15 protein-coding genes are annotated in these 19,898 nt (G+C 33.5%); 5 read left to right on the top strand and 10 right to left on the bottom strand.

Translation table 11 applies throughout. The annotated features are described in order from the left end of the window. Positions 1-7 precede the first annotated feature (7 nt). The 10 genes from OIU80_RS06700 to OIU80_RS06655 all read right to left on the bottom strand — a co-directional run bounded on the left by OIU80_RS06700 (position 8) and on the right by OIU80_RS06655 (position 13,854). Complete coding sequence (locus tag OIU80_RS06700; protein ID WP_264286269.1) at positions 8-871, bottom strand: TraB/GumN family protein; 864 nt, start codon at positions 869-871, stop codon at positions 8-10. A gap of 119 nt (positions 872-990) precedes the next feature. Next, the gene (locus tag OIU80_RS06695; RefSeq protein ID WP_264286268.1) at positions 991-1,188 is read right to left on the bottom strand and encodes a hypothetical protein; all 198 of its coding nucleotides are present in this window, start codon (positions 1,186-1,188) and stop codon (positions 991-993) included. A 201-nt stretch (positions 1,189-1,389) separates the two neighbouring features. Further along, positions 1,390-2,526 carry an aminotransferase class I/II-fold pyridoxal phosphate-dependent enzyme gene (locus tag OIU80_RS06690; protein ID WP_264286267.1) on the bottom strand — a complete coding sequence of 379 codons (1,137 nt, stop codon included), beginning with the start codon at positions 2,524-2,526 and terminating at the stop codon, positions 1,390-1,392. A gap of 262 nt (positions 2,527-2,788) precedes the next feature. Beyond that, positions 2,789-3,070: a F0F1 ATP synthase subunit epsilon gene (locus OIU80_RS06685; protein ID WP_264286266.1), complete on the bottom strand. Its 282-nt coding sequence runs from the start codon at positions 3,068-3,070 to the stop codon at positions 2,789-2,791. Between the two features lie 68 nt (positions 3,071-3,138). Beyond that, entirely contained in the window at positions 3,139-4,650 is a 1,512-nt protein-coding gene (atpD, locus tag OIU80_RS06680; protein ID WP_195738179.1) for a F0F1 ATP synthase subunit beta, read from the bottom strand. 239 nt (positions 4,651-4,889) lie between these two features. Continuing rightward, positions 4,890-6,368 (bottom strand): SGNH/GDSL hydrolase family protein, encoded by a 1,479-nt coding sequence (locus OIU80_RS06675; protein ID WP_264286265.1) that lies wholly within the window; start codon positions 6,366-6,368, stop codon positions 4,890-4,892. An 89-nt stretch (positions 6,369-6,457) separates the two neighbouring features. After that, positions 6,458-9,265: a TonB-dependent receptor gene (locus OIU80_RS06670; RefSeq protein ID WP_264286264.1), complete on the bottom strand. Its 2,808-nt coding sequence runs from the start codon at positions 9,263-9,265 to the stop codon at positions 6,458-6,460. 298 nt (positions 9,266-9,563) lie between these two features. Then, entirely contained in the window at positions 9,564-11,411 is a 1,848-nt protein-coding gene (glmS, locus tag OIU80_RS06665) for a glutamine--fructose-6-phosphate transaminase (isomerizing) (RefSeq protein WP_264286263.1), read from the bottom strand. Between the two features lie 10 nt (positions 11,412-11,421). Continuing rightward, positions 11,422-13,026 carry a DUF4270 domain-containing protein gene (locus OIU80_RS06660; RefSeq protein WP_264286262.1) on the bottom strand — a complete coding sequence of 535 codons (1,605 nt, stop codon included), beginning with the start codon at positions 13,024-13,026 and terminating at the stop codon, positions 11,422-11,424. Between the two features lie 21 nt (positions 13,027-13,047). Beyond that, positions 13,048-13,854: a glycogen/starch synthase gene (locus OIU80_RS06655; RefSeq protein WP_264286261.1), complete on the bottom strand. Its 807-nt coding sequence runs from the start codon at positions 13,852-13,854 to the stop codon at positions 13,048-13,050. Between the two features lie 78 nt (positions 13,855-13,932). Here OIU80_RS06655 and panC point away from each other — a divergent pair, with 78 nt between their 5' ends. The 5 genes from panC (at position 13,933) to OIU80_RS06630 (ending at position 19,860) form a co-directional block, all read left to right on the top strand. After that, positions 13,933-14,811, top strand: coding sequence for a pantoate--beta-alanine ligase (gene panC / locus OIU80_RS06650; protein WP_264286260.1), 879 nt, complete (start codon positions 13,933-13,935; stop codon positions 14,809-14,811). Positions 14,812-14,825: 14 nt separating this feature from the next. After that, positions 14,826-15,176, top strand: a complete 351-nt coding sequence (panD, locus tag OIU80_RS06645) for an aspartate 1-decarboxylase (protein ID WP_195738186.1) — start codon at positions 14,826-14,828, stop codon at positions 15,174-15,176. Positions 15,177-15,358: 182 nt separating this feature from the next. Next, the gene (locus tag OIU80_RS06640; RefSeq protein ID WP_264286259.1) at positions 15,359-16,510 is read left to right on the top strand and encodes an alpha/beta hydrolase; all 1,152 of its coding nucleotides are present in this window, start codon (positions 15,359-15,361) and stop codon (positions 16,508-16,510) included. Continuing rightward, entirely contained in the window at positions 16,510-17,871 is a 1,362-nt protein-coding gene (radA, locus tag OIU80_RS06635; RefSeq protein ID WP_195738188.1) for a DNA repair protein RadA, read from the top strand. The genes OIU80_RS06640 and radA overlap by 1 nt, the downstream gene beginning before the upstream one ends. Before the next feature lie 24 nt (positions 17,872-17,895). Then, positions 17,896-19,860: a biosynthetic peptidoglycan transglycosylase gene (locus OIU80_RS06630; protein WP_264286258.1), complete on the top strand. Its 1,965-nt coding sequence runs from the start codon at positions 17,896-17,898 to the stop codon at positions 19,858-19,860. The last annotated feature ends 38 nt before the right edge of the window (positions 19,861-19,898 follow it).

The following is a 19,898-nucleotide window of genomic DNA, read 5'->3' as shown; positions in this document are numbered from 1 at the left end:
AATATTTCTATTTCATTACTGGTTTTACTTTATATCCTGCCATTCTTAACAAATTAATCACTCCTTGTTCTCCAGCCAGATGAGCAGCTCCAACTGCTATAAATATAGATTGCTTTTTCATTAATTCAGGTATTTGGTTTACCCAATTACTATTTCTTTTATCTAACATTGCAATCCTTGTTTTTTCATTCATAAACTTATCGCCAGTTGTTCTCTTATAAAGAGCTTCAATATTCTCTGTTTTGTAATCATCTACTAAAGGAGTAGAACCATCCTTAACAGATTCTACCAACATTGAAATCATTTCATCATTTGTATAAGCGTCATCAAGGGTTTCAAATTGAGATTTAATAGTTTCTAAACCAGCCACTTCAAAATTTCTTTTTTTTGCCAGTTCTATAAATTCAAACTCATAAACTTTGAGATCTGTACATGGATACGTTTTCATAAAAATCAAACTCATCACAGAAGATAAACTATACTTATTTACTTGTTGAACATTCATCCCAGTACTTTTTTTCAAAATTTCTTCCAACGTCGATAATTGTAAAGCTGTTAATTTTTTATCGAGAGGTTCTTTACCCATTGCTAATTGTTGCATGTCTGTTATTTCATTTGGATCAGATAAATTAACTTCTAAAACTAATTTGTCTGAAGCCTCAAATGCTTTCTTTGTTTTTTCAGAAAGAAAATAATCTGCTCCACAAATCATGTGAATAGTTCCATACAAATAAGATGGCTTACTTAATCCTTTTCCTGAAACTTCCCATAAAAGACTATTCTCAAGTTTAGGAGATTTATCCTGTGCTTGTATTGTTGCACAAAAAATAATTGCGATTGCTACTGCTAGTGATTTAAATAAATTTTTCATTTTGATTGATTTTGATTGATTTTGATTGATTGATTTTGATTGATTGATTGATTTTGATTGATTGATTGATTTTGATTGATGATTTTGATTGATTTTGATTGATGATTAAAACTCGTTATTTACAATTTTCCCATTTTTCTTCGCTGCCAAGAAGCTATCGAAATAACAAATAAGCAGATCATTACGACAAGTAATTCTGTTTTAGGCTTATTTAAAAGAAATTGGTTTACTAAAGTATATCCCAATCCTAAAGAAGTTAAAAAGATAAATACGAAGTTGAAAATATTTTCGCTTTTTGAAGTTGATGTGGTTTTCATAATTGTGATTTTTTGATTACGACTCGTAAGTAATCGAATCATCAAAACGTTACAAAATTTTTAAACCTTTTTAAAGAAAGTGAGAAAATGCAATAGTTTAGGGAGTATATTTTTTTAAAAATTCTTAATTTCAAAAAGATATGCGTGAAAAAAAACACAGAGATTCACAAAATCAACTTTGTGATTGATTGTAGAACAATATTAAAACACGTAGTCTCTTAACAATTCTAAAGCCTGATTTATTTCCTTTTCCGAATTATAATTATGAATACAAAAACGCAATCGTTCCTGCCCTTCTGGAACTGTTGGAGACAAAATTGCTTTTACATCGAATCCTTTTTCTTGCAATTTTTGAGCAACAGCCTTTACATTTTCATTACCCGGAATAATTGCTGATTGAATTGTTGATTTACTTCTAACAAACATAGGTTGTAATCCAAGAAGTTTTTTTTGCTGATTGAAGTAAACAATATTCTGGCGTAGTATTTCGATAGTTTCTTTCTCTATCTCCAACTGCTGATAAGCAATAAAAATAGTAGCAACTGAATGTGGAGACAATCCTGTTGTGTAAATAAAACTTCTTGCAAAATTAACGAGATATTCTTTTAATTCTTGAGTACCAAGAACTGCTGCACCATGACATCCTAAACCCTTACCAAAAGTCATAATTCTGGCAAAAACTCTATTATGCAATCCTAAAAACTGTAACAATCCTTCGCCTTTCTCTCCAAAAACTCCTAATGCATGAGCTTCATCGATTACAAGGTAGCACTTATATTTTTCGGATAATAGTACCAATTCCTCTAGATTTGGACAATCTCCATCCATAGAAAAAACACTTTCGGTAACAATATAAATAATTGAATTTTGGTGTTTTACTATAAGTCGTTCTAAATCTTCAAAGTCATTATGATTAAATTTATACGTTTTAGCATTCGACATTAAAATTCCGTCACGAATAGAAGCATGACTTAGCTCATCATACAAAATAACATCATTGCGCTGCGGTATAGCACTAAAAAAACCAACATTGGCATCGTAACCCGAATTAAAGATTAAAGCCGATTCTGACTCATGAAACTGCGCTATAAAAGTTTCTGCAATTTTATACAAAGAATGGTTACCCGAAATTAATCTTGAACCTGTTGCTCCATTTTGTATATTTTTGGTATCGAGTAAATATTGGTGTGTTTTATTAAAAATTATCCCAGATTTTGAAAACCCAATATAATCGTTGGAAGTAAAATCAATTGATGCATTAACATCCGGCAATTGTCTAAGTGCATTGTTTTGCTTTCGTACAACTAATTTTTGAATAAGACTTTCTGGTAATTTCATAAAGCAAAGTTATAAAATTAAGCCTGAATTCATTACCTATTATATTTTTTTAGCGCTGTCCCTAAAGCTATCAGAATTTCATATTATAGCCGCCAAAAATAAATTCAAGCAATATCAAGCTTAATTATATTTTAGTCTAATTGAATTTTCATTAACTAAAATACTGAGATTAAAATTAAAACCATAAATTTTACAATGGCAGTTCTTAACAATAAAAAAGCCAGACATATGTCTGGCTTTTTTAACTTTATTCTGAATTGTCTTAGTCAGCTAAAACAATTATCTTATTGTCTTTCATCTCGATAGTACCTGACACAATATCTAAAGTATAAGTTTGGTCATTTACTTTCGTGAATTTACCCGCTACTTCTTTAGAAAAATTGAAGCTTGGCGCTACAATTTTAATAGTCCCTTTTTCTAAAATAGAAACAATAGGAGCGTGATGATTCAATATTTGAAAGCTTCCATCAACTCCTGGCAAAGTAACCGAAGTCACATTTCCTGAAAATAATTTTGCTTCTGGTGATACTATTTCTAAAGTCATTTTCTTTTAGTTTACAGTTTCAGTTAATAGCCTCAGCAAAATACTGCGACCCAATACTGAAAACTAGATTAAGCTTCTGCTAACATTTTCTCTCCAGCTTCGATTGCATCTTGAATAGAACCTTTAAGGTTGAAAGCTGCTTCTGGAAGATGATCTAACTCACCATCGATAATCATGTTAAATCCTTTGATAGTATCTTTAATATCAACCAATACTCCAGGAATACCTGTAAATTGCTCCGCTACGTGGAAAGGTTGAGATAAGAAACGTTGTACACGACGTGCTCTTGATACAGATAATTTATCTTCTTCTGATAACTCTTCCATACCTAGAATCGCGATGATATCTTGTAATTGTTTGTATTTTTGAAGAATTTCTTTTACTCTTTGTGCACAGTCATAGTGCTCATCACCTAAGATTTGAGGAGTCAAAATTCTAGAAGTAGAATCCAATGGATCTACTGCTGGATAAATACCTAACTCAGCAATTTTACGAGACAATACTGTTGTTGCATCTAAGTGAGCAAAAGTTGTTGCTGGCGCCGGGTCAGTTAAATCATCCGCAGGTACGTAAACCGCTTGTACAGATGTAATCGAACCTTTGTTTGTAGATGTAATACGTTCCTGCATCGCACCCATTTCTGTTGCTAATGTTGGTTGGTATCCTACCGCAGATGGCATACGACCTAAAAGAGCCGAAACCTCTGAACCTGCTTGTGTAAAACGGAAGATGTTATCAACGAAAAACAATACGTCTTTACCTTGATCTGTTCCTGCTCCATCACGGAAATACTCAGCGATAGATAATCCTGAAAGTGCCACACGTGCACGAGCTCCAGGAGGCTCATTCATTTGTCCGAAAACGAAAGTAGCTTTAGACTCTCTCATTCCTGGCATATCTACTTTAGATAAATCCCATCCTCCATTTTCCATAGAGTGCATGAAATCATCACCGTATTTTATAATTCCTGACTCTAACATCTCACGAAGTAAGTCATTTCCTTCACGTGTTCTTTCTCCTACTCCTGCGAATACTGAAAGTCCACCGTGACCTTTTGCGATATTGTTAATCAACTCCTGAATTAATACTGTTTTTCCAACACCAGCACCACCAAACAATCCAATTTTACCCCCTTTTGAGTAAGGCTCAATCAAATCGATTACTTTAATACCTGTGAACAATACTTCAGATGAAGTTGATAAATCTTCGAATCTTGGTGCTTGTCTGTGAATAGACAATCCATTCTCTCCTGTTTTTGGCAAGTTCCCTAAACCATCAATTGCATCTCCAATTACATTAAATAATCGACCATATACGTCTGGACCGATTGGCATTTGGATTGGATTTCCAGTTCCAACTACTTCATATCCACGGCTCAAACCATCTGTTGAGTCCATTGATATTGTACGAACTGTATTTTCTCCGATGTGAGATTGTACTTCAAGAACTAACAATGTTCCGTCTTTTTTAGTGATTTCTAATGAATCATAAATTTTTGGAAGTTCAACATCTTTACCGTTGAAAACGACGTCAACTACTGGTCCAATGATTTGGGCAACTTTTCCTATTACTTTTGACATTACTGTATGTGTTTATTAAATAGCTATTTAGGTTTAACGAAAATACCTCTTTTTTCAGTGCGCAAAGATAATTTTTAAAATATAAAATCAATAACTTTTTTTTAGAAAAATACTATAATTTTTACACTTAATAAAAATAAGTACATTGATTGCATAAAAGACCATCTTTTCAGCCCAATAAAAAAAAACCACCACATTACAAAAACGGGTGGCTTTCCTACTAAAAAAAATTGGCTTTGTTATAAATTTGCTGGATATTGAATTGGATAAATTCCCAAATCAACATGTCGCAATGTGGAACCATATTTTACATTAATCGCATCTATAAAGATATTAGCAATTAATCCGTACCCTCTTGCACTTGGATGAACCCCGTCTAGCGAAAATGCCCCTCCGGTTACATAAGCGGATGTCATATTAAAACCACCAAAATTAACCCCTCCGTTAGACAACTGAGCCATAACTGTTCTTGTATTCACAAAAGCTAATCCTTTTTCCTTAGCAATAGCTTCAATTGTTACATTATAAGCATCTGTTGCCGTACTCACTTCTTTTACTTCATCTTTTGACAACACCCAATTATCTGCCAGAGGCACCGACAAACCATTTACTTTTGTTGGATCTCCACCAACAGTAGTGCCTATAAATGTTCTGGAAATCAAAACCAAGAAATCTTCTTTTGTAGCTTGTCTGTAAGACGGTAGTCCGTATGCACTAAGATCAGTCAAATAACTATCTACAATTACAACCGCATTATTTCCTGCAGCAAATTTTATTGTACGACGAGCTGCTTCAGCTTCACTCAGTAATTTATTAGTAACCATCTGCTGCAAACCACCATTATAAACAGCGTATCCAGAATTTAACTGTGCCGCCAAAGGAGCCGTTAATGCAGCTGGATTATAAGGAACAGTTGTAAAATAAGGCAATGCATTTACGTAAGGTAAATTTGCTACTACCCCTTTAGCACCTCCTGCCGTTAAACCCGTAATCAAAGCCGTGTATACATTTGCAAACACAGTAGGATCCGTAATATCATTACTACCATAAGTAGCTGGATTAGGATTCCCTGTTTGATTTTTCCCTATCCCTCCTGATGTTGCATAACCTAAAACATCGTTTCCTCCTATAAATAAAGAGAAAAAAGTAGGTTTTTGAGCTACTGCATCTGCCAAGATTGTTGTTGTTGCCGAACTTGCAATACGGGCAAAATACGGATTTGCAGCTCCCGAAGGAACACCTGCAACATTACCATAACCTGCCGCCATAAGATGAAAACTCTTTGCTCCCGGAATTCCTAAATTACCAAATGAACCCGTTAAATGAGCCGTTATTGATGTCCCAGAAACCCCAGGCACATTAACCGGCGAACTTGTAAGTGGATTAAAAACTAACCTTGTTGGAAATCCAGCAACCTGTGTCCCACCTGAAGAAAACCCTCCTATATTATCAAGCATTAATGGCGTTGTAAAGGCACCTCCTCCTGCAAGAGCAAACTGCTGAGACAATATATTCGCATAAGAACCTTGTTGTCCTTTTGCAAATAAAGCCCCATCACTATATCCTGCCGCAAATGAATCTCCTAATGCAACATATTTTGTAAAAACAGCCGAACCAGGCGTTATCGGAACCTCTGCCGGCGTTGTATCTTCATCATCGTTATTACATGCTACAAAGGCCAATGAAACCAATAATAGCCATTTAAAATTTTTTATCATGATTTGTATTTTTTTTACATTAATATTCATTTTTCCACACTTCTTAAAATTTAATAAGAAATACAATAAACTATATACTTATAATTTATTTATGGGTTAATTGTCCATGAAGCAAACCATTGTTGCCCTATTAAACCTGCCCCTATTACCTGAATATAATCTTTTCCAAAAATATTTGTAGCTCCAATTTTGATAACCGATTTTAATTTAGGAATTCCATAGTTTATCTGAGCATCAAACACTGTATTTTCCGGAACCATTCCGTCAGCAAAAGATGCCTCCCATAAATACTCCGTATTCCATCTTACGTTCATATTAAATCCAAAATTTTTAAATAATTTAGAATTCCCTAACGAACCTTTAATTCTATGTTTTGGAGTATTAAATCCAGCAACAAATCCTGGATCTTTTGACTGATCAAAATTAAATTGTGAATAATTATAATTCACTCCTACTTCAAAATCTTTGTATACTTTTTTAGACAACCCAACCCCAACTCCAAAAGAAGATATTTGCGCAGTTGTATTAGTATAAACTTGATAAACTCTTCTGTCACCAAATGCTAGTGCCTGATAACTTTGTTGCACTGCTGGATTAGTAACATCTGTCCCTACAGTTCCGTAATACGGACTAATCACTCGGGCTGTATTCATGAAATTATCATAAATATTATAATATGCATTAACATCAATTGAAAAATCTCTTACTACCGAACGATATCCAACTTCAAAAGCTTGCACTTCTTCTGGTTTTACCAATCCAATATTCGCCACTTCAAGATTTGCTGGATTTCCGGTAGCTCCAAACGCCTGCACAGAAGCTACTGTATATGCATTTTCATAAGCTTTATGACCATTCATTGTCACTGTAGCTGGATTACCCGCTGCCTGACCTGCTAAACTCACTTCTCTAACTTCTGTAAAACGATCTAAATTTTCTGCCGCTGAACCAATTAATGCAAACGGACCTAAATCTAGACCGATATATTGATCCTGAGTTGTTGGATTTCTAAAACCTGTTTGGTATGAAACTCTAAAATTATGCACTTTTGTCGCTCCTGCAGAATAAACAAATGCTATCCTAGGCGATACATTTCCTTTAAAGTTTTGGCTTTTGTCATAACGAATAGATCCTGTAAATTTTAATCTATCATCCATCCATTTTTTAGCAAGCTGTGTATATGCTCCATATTCTTTATACCTTAACGGACCATCATAATCTGTAAAAATTGTCCCTTCAGAGTTCATTACATACTCTCTCCAAGAACCTCCTACTTGAACTTCAGCAAAATCAATAAGATCTTTAAAATTGTAATTTACATCAGAATGATACAACTTAGAATGATCTATAAACTTTGCTCCCTCTTTTAGATTTGGATTATCTATTACATCTGCAAACGCACTTGCAAATTGCGGAGAACCTGGTTCAAATCGTGCTGATCTTGGAGCACTAGGATTAGCTGGATCAATATTTGGTGCCAAGCCTAAACCTGGTGAAATATTATAATCTGCAAAAGTTCTAGCATATTTAGCAGCGTCATTTGCATTAAGCCCCAATACCGCAGAAGACAATTGAAAAGATTTAGCATAATCTGTAAACCAGTTCGTATCTGATTTAGCTGCTCTATTTACGTTCCAACCTGCAAAACGCATATCATAAGAATCTCCAGCATCTTCATTTGTCATATAAACCCTTGCGAAAAAGTTCTTTCCTTTTACCTCCAATTTAGTTTGGCCCATGAAAAAGTTCTTCAAAGAATATCTGTTTGCTCCTTGATAAATAGTACTACCTATACCTAATTTGTATTGGAATATAATCTCAGTTTCACTTTCCCAAGGCTTAAGATGCATTGCGAAATCAGCCTTTACACTTTCTGATTTATTATTATTCAAATCTTTTTCATGATATCCCGTTCTACTTACCTGTCCTACATTTGGAAGAAAAGTAGTAACCTCGTCTCCATAAATATTTAACCCATCATAGTTTTGATTATTAGCATGTCCGATAGAACCTCCTGTCAAACTTCTTTGATCATCTGCAATCCACTCCGTTGCTCTGATGAAATTAAAATTTGCTTTTATTGCAAAATGCTTACTAAATGCAGTAGCCGCTCTAAAACCAAAATCTACATAATCATTTGTTCCCGCTACATCTTGTGAAGTTTGTCCGTATTTAAAATAAGTACTAACACCTTGGTTTGTAAACGGGCTTTTGCTGTTCATAAACAAAATACCATTAAACGCATTAGCTCCATAAAGTGCAGATGATGCTCCTGGCAAAAGCTCTACACTTGCCACATCTAAATCATTCAGACCAATTAAGTTTCCTAACACAAAGTTCAATGCTGGAGATGAATTATCCATACCATCAACTAATTGCATAAAACGAGTATTAGCAACAGTTGCAAAACCTCTCGTATTTACCGATTTAAACGAAATACTACTGGTATTAAAAACAACTTCTTTTAGATTCTCCAAACCTTCATAAAAAGATGGAGCCGTAGTGTTTCTTATTTCCTGAATACCCATTCTTTCAATTGTAACTGGTGATTCAATTACTCTTTCTGGAGTTCTCGAAGCCGAAACAACAATCTCATTTAACATTGTTCTCTCCTCAACCAACGATACATTGACTTTTTGGTTTGCTGAAGTAACATTGACAGTTTTAGTCTCATATCCAACTGCCGTAATCCTAATTGTTAACGGTACACTTTTGGATGACTTTAAAATAAATGAACCGTCGAAATCAGTAGAAGTACTACTGGCCTCACCCACAACATTAATATTAGCTCCGGGAATTGCTTCTTTTTTATTATCGGTAACGGAACCTGAAATTGTACTCTGCGCAAAGGATACCCCGCAAAAGAACAATGATAGAATAAGTAAATACATTCTCATTTGGTTAGTTTTAGATGGTTTATGTTACCAAAGTACAAATATTTTTGATATTACTAAAAAAAGGTTAAAAAAAATTAATTTTCCTTAACTTTTTAGCAACAAAAATACATATTACACATTCGTGTTTTTTGAACTTTTGACAACTATTCCTCCCTAACTCATTGAAATATACTATGCATACATATTATTTTGAAGAAAAAAATGAATATTCTACAAAAATGAATTTCTTAATTTTTTGTTATAAAAAAAGCGAGATGTAAATCTCGCTTTTTCAAATACTTATGTTTTTATTCGTTTTTTATTCTACAGTAACTGACTTCGCCAAGTTTCTTGGTTGGTCAACATTACAACCTCTCATAACTGCTATATGATAAGATAAAAGCTGCAATGGAATTGTAGTAATTAACGGTGATAATGCATCTGAAGTTTCAGGTATTTCAATCACATAGTCTGCTAATTCACGTACTTGTGTATCTCCCTTGGTTACTACTGCAATAATTTTTCCACTTCTGGATTTTATTTCCTGAATATTACTTACAATTTTATCGTAATGTCCTTGCTTAGGCGCAATTACTATTACTGGCATATGCTCATCTATTAAAGCAATTGGTCCATGCTTCATTTCTGCTGCAGGATACCCTTCGGCATGAATATATGAGATTTCTTTAAGCTTCAAAGCCCCTTCAAGTGCTACAGGAAAATTATAACCTCTTCCTAAGTATAAACAATTTGGAGAATCCTTAAATACTCCTGCAATTTCTTTGGCAACATCATTTGTTTCCAAAACTTCTTTTACCTTATCTGGGATAAGTTCAAGCTCTTGCAAGTATCTATGAAAATCTGGACTAGACAATGTTCCTTTTGCTTTTGCTAAACGCAAAGCAATCATTGTTAATACAGTAATTTGAGTTGTAAATGCTTTTGTAGAAGCTACTCCAATCTCTGGGCCTGCATGTGTATAAGCACCTGCATGAGTCTCTCTAGAAATAGAAGAACCTACAACATTACATACACCAAACACAAATGCTCCATGCTCTTTTGCCAATTTAATAGCAGCCATAGTATCTGCAGTCTCTCCTGATTGAGAAATTGCTATAACTACATCTGTTTTATTGATAATAGGATTACGGTATCTAAATTCTGAAGCATATTCAACCTCTACTGGAATTCGGGCAAATTCCTCAAAGATATATTCTGCAACCAAACCTGCATGCCATGATGTACCACAAGCAACGATAATTATTCTGTCGGCATTAAGAAATTTTTCTAAATTATCTTCAACACCAGCTAGCTGAACAATTCCTTCATTTGCATGAAGTCTTCCTCTATAAGTATCTTTTATAACACTAGGCTGCTCATATATTTCCTTAAGCATGAAATGCTCATAACCACCTTTTTCAATTTGCTCTAAATTCATTTGAAGTTCCTGAATATAAGGATCAACTAATGAATCGTCTTTAATCTTTCTGATTTTGATAGGCTTATGCAATCTAATGTTTGCCATTTCTCCATCTTCTAGGTAAACTGCATTTGAAGTATATTCAATAAAAGGCGAAGCATCAGATGCAATAAAGTACTCTCCTTCACCTACTCCAATTGCCAATGGACTACCTAATCTGGCAGCTACAATTTCATTTGGATTTTTTCTATCAAATACTGCAATAGCATAAGCCCCTACAACTTGATTTAATGCAACTTGTACTGCCTTACCTAGTTTAAGCTTTTCTTTTTTCTGAACTTCTTCAATCAAATTTACCAATACTTCAGTATCAGTATCAGAATGAAAAACATATCCTCTTTTTTTTAATTCTTCTTTAAGTGGAGCATAGTTTTCAATAATACCATTATGTATTATCGCCAAATCTCCAGAATTAGATAAATGGGGATGTGAATTCACGTCATTAGGAACACCATGTGTTGCCCAACGCGTATGTCCTATTCCTATTGTTCCGTTTGTAGTAAAGCCTTCTTTAGCTTTAACTTCAAGATCCGAAACTTTACCTTTTGTTTTACAAAGTTTAATTGCTTCTCCGTCATATAACATAACTCCAGCACTATCATAACCTCTGTATTCGAGTCGTTTTAGTCCTTTTATTACTATAGGATACGCCTCTCTATATCCAATATATCCAACAATTCCACACATATATATTTAATTAATTTGGTTTCGTGTAGTAAATCTGAAGTTTCAATCTCTTACTTTCATCCGGAGTATTTGTTCCGTAAAGAATCGTTCCTAAAGGATTCATTACCGATGCTCTTGGTGCTTTAGTAAAAGGATCTCCTTTTACCGTTTTTATATCTGTCCCTTTTAATTTATTAGAAGCAACAATATTTATATCCTCAGTAACTACAATTCCCATCTTCACATTAGTTGAATCTGCATGTTTAATCAAATTCCTAACATGATTTGTAATTCTGATTTTATAAGTAGAACCTCTTTTAGTAACAGGGTCAACGTTTAATATACCATTAAAAACCTGTTTGATTTTTTTCGCATCAGTCGTAGCACTTGGAGTTCCATCATTATAATAATCAATAATTGGTCGATTATTATTAAAATCATACAAATAAATTCTGTTTGGCTCAGAAGGAACTTTATTTTCATCATAAGGCACTCCTTTCATAGCATCAGAATCAACATGAAAAATCAAATTAGCTTCGTTAATCAACCAGCCTTTACTTCTTATTTCTTCTAATTCCCCAGGCTTAAAAAGCTCTAATATAGCCATTGAACCCTCTCCTCCTTTTAAATACAACTTCTCGTCGCCAGTTGCTTTTGGAGTCGTTATTGCAGTATTATAAGCTGAATTAACATTAACTTCCTGTAATAAATTTACCGTATTACCTGTTAAATTAAGAATAAGAGTTTTATCCTCCATTGTTTCAGGAGCATCTGTTGTTATCTCTGTTTTTGCTTTATATTTTATAGTAATCTTTCCTTGTCTAAAATCAACATTAGCTAAACTACCAACTTCTCCATTACTTTCTACTTTAAAGTACAATCCTTTAAAATGATTTTTAAAAACATCATTTGTTGTCAACTTACCTGTCGCATCAAGTATCTCCTTTTGAAAAACACCTTTATCCAACGTCAGTTTCATTGCTGGCGCTCTTCTTACAGTAGTTTCTTTACCTGCATCATCTTTAGTTGTCTCAACTATTTCTGCCGCACTAAAAGTAAACTTATCGTTTTGACCTTCTACACCAGTATTCAAACGCGTCCCAACTTTGGCAGTGTCAAAAGTAGAATTTTGATCCGTAAAAAAAAGTTGTGAATTTGCAAAGTTACTATTCGGATCCAAATCAGCCATATAATACCCTGACTGATAAACACTAAGTTTCATTTCACCTGTTGCTGGACCATAAATCGAGTCTAACTTATATACACGAGTACCATCAGTATTAACTTTATCTACATGACTATAATACGGAACCTCAAGCTCAACACTTTGAATAACTGGATCTGCTCCTATTGTAGGATTAACTACTGCCAAACTTAACTGCGTAGCGAAACTAGCTACAGTAGTACCAAATGCAGAATTAACATAAATCCCCAATTGATTTGAAGTTAAATTGTTTGATTGTATCGGCTTAATTTTCTGATTATAAGCCACTACATCTGAACTATACGTTGCTAAATTAAAATGATTATCACCAATTAAATCATCGCCAATAACATTAAAATCCTTATCGCAAGAATATAAAAAAACAACGCTTGCTACTAAAAGTATTTTTCTAAAAAAAGAAGTATTATACATGTGTAATAAAAAAGTTAAATTTTAAAGAACCTCGTTTTTATAAAAATTTGTATACGCCTCTGCGAATGCATCTTTTGGGACGAAAGGTAAAAAAGGTTTTCCTGAAGATTCTATAAATTTTGTTAAACTTGAAGACAGATTATTTGAGGCTATTATTACCCCATCTGAATGAAGAATACTCGCTTTTAAAATATTTTCATAATTCGGAATTTCTAAATCTGAAACAGCTTCATGTGGAACCCCATCAAATTTTACCTTCTTAATCATTTCTGGATCTAGTGTCTCATCAAACGATTGCGTATAAACAGAAGTAACAATTTTTGTATCAGAGAATAAAGCTTCATGTTTATAATAATGCTTCATATAGATTGGCAGCATTGCAGCCATCCATCCATGTACATGTATTATATCTGGAACCCAGTTTAATTTCTTAACTGTCTCCACAACTCCTTTAGCAAAAAAGATTGCTCTTTCGTCATTATCTGGATACATTACACCTTCTTCATCCGTAAAAGTGGCTTTCCTTTTAAAATACTCATCGTTGTCTATAAAATAAACCTGAATTCTTTCCTTAGGAATAGATGCTACCTTAATAATCAATGGCATATCTAAGTCATTCACTACCAAATTCATTCCAGAAAGCCTGATAACTTCGTGTAACTGGTGTCTTCTTTCATTGATATTTCCATATCTTGGCATGAAAATTCTTATTTGTCCGCCCTGATCATTAATCATTTTGGGCACATCATAAGACATTAAAGAAACCTCATTTTCAGCTAAATAAGGCACAACTTCAGATGATACATACAATATCCTCTTATCTTTCATAATAGTAATTTGCTTAATTTTTGGTAATAAAAACGATGCAAAATTACAAAAATTTATGCAGTTATTAACTAATATATTATGTTTGCACTAAATTTTAATAATACCACCATGCATATTTTCTACGGTAAAGTTGCTTTAATAGCTTATTTGAAAACTATTAAAACCGAAAATTCGAGTGTTGGTTTCGTACCAACCATGGGCGCTTTACACCAAGGCCACCTGGCTTTAATGCAACGATCATTGAACGAAAATGATGATACAGTTGTAAGTATTTTTGTAAATCCAACACAGTTTAACAACCAAGAAGATTTAGCAAAATACCCCCGAACTCTAGAGGAAGATGTAAGAAAAATGCGCACTTTAAGTGATAAAATAATCTTATATGCTCCAACTGTCGAAGATATCTATGAAGGCCATACCGTTTCTCAATCATTTGATTTCGATGGACTAGAAAATCAGATGGAAGGAAAATTTAGACCCGGACATTTTAATGGTGTAGGTACAATTGTAAAGCGTTTGTTCGAGATTATCACTCCCACAAATGCCTATTTTGGAGAAAAAGATTTCCAACAACTACAGATTGTAAAGAAAATGGTCGAAAAAAACCATCTCCCAGTAAATGTTGTTGGCTGTCCAATTTTTAGAGAACCAAACCAATTGGCAATGAGCTCTAGAAACGAACGCCTGACACCTGAAGAACGTCAAGAAGCAGCCATGATCTATAAAATTCTAACTGAAGTAAAAGAAATTTTTCAGACAAAAAGCCCTGAAGAAACAATTGAATTTGTAGAAAACTCTTTCAAAAACAACACCAAATTTGAACTAGAATATTTCGTAATTGCTGATGAATCAACATTATTACCTATAGATCATAAAAATAAAGACAAAAATTACCGCGCATTTATAGCAGTATTTGTTAATTCTATTAGGTTGATTGATACTATTTCATTAAATTAATTTACTTTTGTAACATGCAAATTCAAGTAGTAAAATCAAAAATACACCGCGTTAAAGTAACTGGAGCCGATCTTAATTATATTGGCAGCATTACTATTGACGAAGCCTTACTAGATGCCTCAAACATAATTGAAGGCGAAAAAGTAGCAATTGTCAACATTAATAATGGAGAACGTTTTGAAACGTACGCCATTAAAGGAGAACGGAATTCGGGCGAAATAACCCTTAATGGTCCTGCTGCAAGAAAAGTACAAAAAGATGATATCATCATCATTATTTCTTATGCAACATTAGAATTTGAAGAAGCCAAAACCTTCAAACCATGGATCATTTTCCCAAATGAAAATGATAATTCCTTGACATAAATCTGTTTCTAAACATATAAAAACTGCCCTTTTTCAAAGTTAAATTTTGTAAAAAGGGCAATTTTGCATCTATAAGCCAACCAAATTGCTATAGCATTATCAATTTGTAATTCAATAAAAAAAATAAAGTACTATATTGCTACTCTATTTTGATAATCTTAAAATTTCAGAAATCCCAAATTATGAAAAAAGTTTACCTACTATTATTATTCATTTCTATTACAGCTTTTTCTCAAAGAAAAACAGAAACAATTAACTCAACACCATTAGGAGAAGCAAGAACAATAACTATTGAGTTACCTGCTTCTTATGAAACTAATAAAACCCGAAAATATCCAGTACTTTATTTATTTGATGGAGAATATCTTCTTGACCCATTTAGTGGTGCTCTAAAATATGGAGTTTATTGGGATGATTTGCCAGAAACAATTATCGTAGCTATTCATCAAAACAAAAATGATGAACGTGAAGATGATTCAACCTTTGACGCAATCAATGGATTACCATTTGAAAAAGGAGCTAAGTTTTTTGAATTTGTTGCAGGTGAAGTAATTCCTAAAATTGAAAAAAATTACCGTACTGCACCATTCAGAATTATTGCAGGTCACGGAGTAACTGCTGGCTATTTAAACTTTTTCTTATATAAAGAAGTCCCATTATTTAATGCATACATATCTATGAGTCCAGAGCTGGCAACTCAAATGGAAGTTCGTGTTCCTGAAAAATTTGCTAAATTAAAAACACCTTTATTTTATTATCTATCTGTTGCAGATGGAGATATCAAAAAAACTAAAGAACCAATCCAAAAATTAGATCAAAATATTAAAATAGCTAACAATCCTTTAATTAATTACAAATACGATTTATTTAAAAATACGACCTATTATTCGGCTGTTTTATATGCAATACCTAACGCTTTAAATCAAATTTTCGAAGCTTACAAGCCTATAAATTTAACCGAATACAATGACAAAATAGCTATTCTTAAATCTGATTATGTTGATTACCTAAGAAACAAATACGATATAATTACAAAAACGTTAGGTGTTGAAATGCCTGTTCGAATGAATGACTACATAGCTATAGAGACTGCTATTTTAAAAAATAATGCTTACGATGAATTAGGCATATTAGCAGAAATTGCCAATACCAGTTATCCTAAAGCAATGTTAGGTGAATACGAACTAGGATTGATGTACGAAAAAATGGGAGATGCAAAAAGAGCTTCTAAAAAATACCAAAACGCTTCACAAATGGAGCCTATTGGCAGATTGAACAAAGATTTGATGTACGACAAAATAGATGAAATGAATGATCTTATCAAAAAGAAATAATGTCAAAAGTTAAAACAACATTTTTTTGCCAAAATTGTGGCGCCCAATATTCTAAGTGGCAAGGACAATGCAATTCTTGCAAAGAATGGAATACTATAGCCGAGGAAATTATCCAGAAGCAAGAAAAAGTTGCTTGGAAAAGCGAACCTACTCCAACTGGTAAAGCACCTCGTCCTTTAAGAATAAACGAAATCGATTCTACGCAAGAGGTTCGTATGGACACTACCGATGGCGAATTAAACAGGGTTCTTGGTGGCGGTATTGTACCAGGATCTCTAACCCTTTTAGGGGGAGAACCTGGAATTGGGAAAAGTACACTTTTGCTTCAGGTCTCATTACAATTGCCTTATAAAACCCTATACGTTTCGGGTGAAGAAAGCCAGAAACAAATAAAAATGCGCGCTGAAAGAATTACGCCAAATGGTGACAATTGCTATATTCTTACCGAAACCAAAACCCAAAATATCTTTAAACAAATTGAAGCCATTCAACCTGAGATAGTAATCATAGATTCTATCCAAACGCTTCATACCGATTATATCGAATCAACTGCTGGAAGTATTTCTCAAATTAGAGAAACTACAGCCGAATTAATCAAATTTGCCAAAGAAACCAATATCCCTGTAATTCTAATTGGTCATATTACCAAAGACGGAAACATCGCAGGTCCGAAGATACTGGAGCACATGGTCGATACTGTTTTACAATTTGAAGGAGATAGAAATCATGTATATCGTATTTTACGATCACTAAAAAACCGTTTTGGATCGACTGCTGAACTAGGTATTTACGAAATGCTAGGAAGCGGTCTAAGAGAAGTTTCTAACCCCTCCGAAATATTAATTTCACACAAAGACGAAGAATTATCAGGAACAGCAATTGCTTCAACACTTGAAGGAATGCGTCCGTTAATGATCGAAATACAATCCTTGGTAAGTACGGCCGTTTACGGAACACCTCAACGAAGCACAACAGGATATAACGCCAAAAGATTAAATATGATCTTGGCCGTTTTAGAAAAAAGAGCTGGATTTCGCTTGGGAGCTAAAGATGTTTTCCTAAACGTTACAGGAGGAATTTCTGTAGATGATCCCGCAATAGACCTTGCCGTTGTAGCTGCTATTTTATCTTCAAATGAAGATATTCCTGTAACCAAAGGCTTCTGTTTTGCTGGAGAAGTTGGCCTATCTGGTGAAATTCGCCCTGTTAATCGAGTAGATCAACGCATACAAGAAGCAGAAAAATTAGGATTTTCGACTATTTTTGTATCTAAATACAATAAAATTGCGTTAAAGAATACAGGAATCAAAATTGAACTTGTTGCCAAAATCGAAGACGTAGCCAGTATTCTTTTTGGATAAACTTAAATACATCAAAGAATTTATATGAAAACAAAAAAACAAAAAATAGTATTGGCTCTTAAAATTGTAGTCATCCTATTTATTGTAGTACTAGTTGGTGCTTATTTCTTTCGAGATGCTCTTTTGCATAAAGCCATTGCAAAAGTATCAGATAAAATGAACAACGAATATAACAGTACGTTTTCAGTTAAAACAGCTTCATTTGATGGAATTTCAGGCATAAAACTATCCAATGTAATACTAGTTCCAAAAAACGCCGATACGCTTTGCAACATTCATAATATAGAGACGAGCATTAGTTTGTCACATTTATTAGTGGGTGACATTCAAATTGGAACTTTAAAAATCGACAAAGGATATATACAATTGGTAAAAAAAGGAAACATCAAGAACTTCGATGCTTTCTTAAAGAAAGACAGTACCAGTACATCTAAAAATGAAAAAAGAGAATACGCAACGTATGCATACCGAATTATATCAAAACTATTAAATCTTGTTCCAACTGATATGAAGTTGGAAAATTTAACCTTTAGGATTGATGACAATGGTAAAAAAGCACAAATCGCAATAAACAAGCTGGTCTTGGTCGATAAAGAACTTGAAACTAATTTACATGTTCAAACTAAAACATTCGACCAGCGTTGGAACATAAAAGGCTTTGCTGATCCAAGAAACAAAAAAGCAGACATTAGATTTTTTAATCTCGATACAGGGGCAATTCGAGTACCCTACATAGATGATCGTTTTAATATGTTGGCAAGCTTCGATTCTATCCGATTGAATATTGAAAATATTAAAAAAAGTGGAAGTGAACTTCACATCGATGGATATTCTTCTATAACCAATTTAAAAATTAACCATGCAAAGATTGCCAGCAAAGATGTAATCATAAAAAATGCTCGTTTTGATTATCGTTTCTTATTAGGCTCTGATTTTATCTCAATAGATAGCACCTCAACAGTTCAATTAAACAAAATAAAACTCCACCCTTACGTATCTTATAATACCAAATCGGATACTATTTATACCTTAAAAGTTGCTATTCCTAAAATGAAAGCACAAGATTTTATTGTCTCGTTGCCAGATGGTTTATTTACTAATTTTCAAGGCATGGAAGCTACAGGTAATTTTGATTACAAACTCGATTTCAAGTTCAACAAAAACAAACCAAACAGTTTAGTTTTTGATAGTAAACTAAACAAAGAAAATCTTGTAATTACTAAGTATGGCCAAGCAAACCTCAACAAATTAAATAGTGAATTTGTATATCGTGCCATTATAAAAAATGTATTACAGAGACCCATTTTAGTAGGTTCTGGAAACCCAAATTACACTCCTATTGAGCAAATTTCTCCGTATCTTCAAAAAAGCGTATTAACTACAGAGGATCCATCGTTCTTCTCACATCGCGGTTTTATTAATGAAGCTTTCAAGCAATCGATTTTAAAAAATATCCGAACCAAGAAATTTTCTCGTGGCGCAAGTACAATTAGCATGCAACTGGTAAAAAATGTTTTCCTTACCAGAGAAAAAACGCTATCTCGTAAACTCGAAGAAATTTTATTAGTTTATATCCTCGAAAATAATCGCGTTGTAAGCAAACAACGTATGCTCGAAGTATATTTCAATATTATCGAATGGGGACCAAATGTATATGGAATTGGGGAAGCAAGTCGTTTTTATTTCCAAAAAAGCCCAGCCGATTTAAGCTTAGATGAATGTTTATTTTTGGCTACAATTATTCCCAGTCCAAGAAAATTCACATACCAATTTAACGATCAGGGTAATTTAAAAGATTATGCTATCAGGAATCAAAAATTCCTTAGTAATCTTATGTTACGCCGTGGTGTTCTAACACCTGAGGATACTATTAACAGATTACCTGTTTACATTTCGGGTCATGCTCGTTCATTATTGCGAATAAAAGCTCCCGATTCTACGGCTGTACCAGTAGATTCAATGTCTATTGATGATGAATTTGATCTTTAGAACCCATTGCTACAGAATATAATTTGAATAAAAATCTC

This window comes from Flavobacterium frigoritolerans (assembly GCF_025847275.1).
GTDB classification, from domain to species: Bacteria; Bacteroidota; Bacteroidia; order Flavobacteriales; family Flavobacteriaceae; genus Flavobacterium; species Flavobacterium frigoritolerans.
The sequence above is the reverse complement of the archived record's forward strand: the minus strand, read 5'-3'. Positions and strand labels throughout refer to the sequence as shown.

What these genes read in the sequence shown, in the direction of transcription:
- radA (WP_195738188.1), top strand. Translation starts at nt 16,510, where the DNA reads ATGTCAAAAGTTAAAACAACATTTTTTTGCCAAAATTGTGGCGCCCAA.
- atpD (WP_195738179.1), bottom strand. Translation starts at nt 4,650, where the DNA reads ATGTCAAAAGTAATAGGAAAAGTTGCCCAAATCATTGGACCAGTAGTT.
- OIU80_RS06700 (WP_264286269.1), bottom strand. Translation starts at nt 871, where the DNA reads ATGAAAAATTTATTTAAATCACTAGCAGTAGCAATCGCAATTATTTTT.
- OIU80_RS06660 (WP_264286262.1), bottom strand. Translation starts at nt 13,026, where the DNA reads ATGTATAATACTTCTTTTTTTAGAAAAATACTTTTAGTAGCAAGCGTT.
- OIU80_RS06630 (WP_264286258.1), top strand. Translation starts at nt 17,896, where the DNA reads ATGAAAACAAAAAAACAAAAAATAGTATTGGCTCTTAAAATTGTAGTC.
- OIU80_RS06685 (WP_264286266.1), bottom strand. Translation starts at nt 3,070, where the DNA reads ATGACTTTAGAAATAGTATCACCAGAAGCAAAATTATTTTCAGGAAAT.
- OIU80_RS06690 (WP_264286267.1), bottom strand. Translation starts at nt 2,526, where the DNA reads ATGAAATTACCAGAAAGTCTTATTCAAAAATTAGTTGTACGAAAGCAA.
- panC (WP_264286260.1), top strand. Translation starts at nt 13,933, where the DNA reads ATGTTTGCACTAAATTTTAATAATACCACCATGCATATTTTCTACGGT.
- OIU80_RS06640 (WP_264286259.1), top strand. Translation starts at nt 15,359, where the DNA reads ATGAAAAAAGTTTACCTACTATTATTATTCATTTCTATTACAGCTTTT.
- glmS (WP_264286263.1), bottom strand. Translation starts at nt 11,411, where the DNA reads ATGTGTGGAATTGTTGGATATATTGGATATAGAGAGGCGTATCCTATA.
- OIU80_RS06695 (WP_264286268.1), bottom strand. Translation starts at nt 1,188, where the DNA reads ATGAAAACCACATCAACTTCAAAAAGCGAAAATATTTTCAACTTCGTA.
- OIU80_RS06655 (WP_264286261.1), bottom strand. Translation starts at nt 13,854, where the DNA reads ATGAAAGATAAGAGGATATTGTATGTATCATCTGAAGTTGTGCCTTAT.
- OIU80_RS06675 (WP_264286265.1), bottom strand. Translation starts at nt 6,368, where the DNA reads ATGATAAAAAATTTTAAATGGCTATTATTGGTTTCATTGGCCTTTGTA.
- OIU80_RS06670 (WP_264286264.1), bottom strand. Translation starts at nt 9,265, where the DNA reads ATGAGAATGTATTTACTTATTCTATCATTGTTCTTTTGCGGGGTATCC.
- panD (WP_195738186.1), top strand. Translation starts at nt 14,826, where the DNA reads ATGCAAATTCAAGTAGTAAAATCAAAAATACACCGCGTTAAAGTAACT.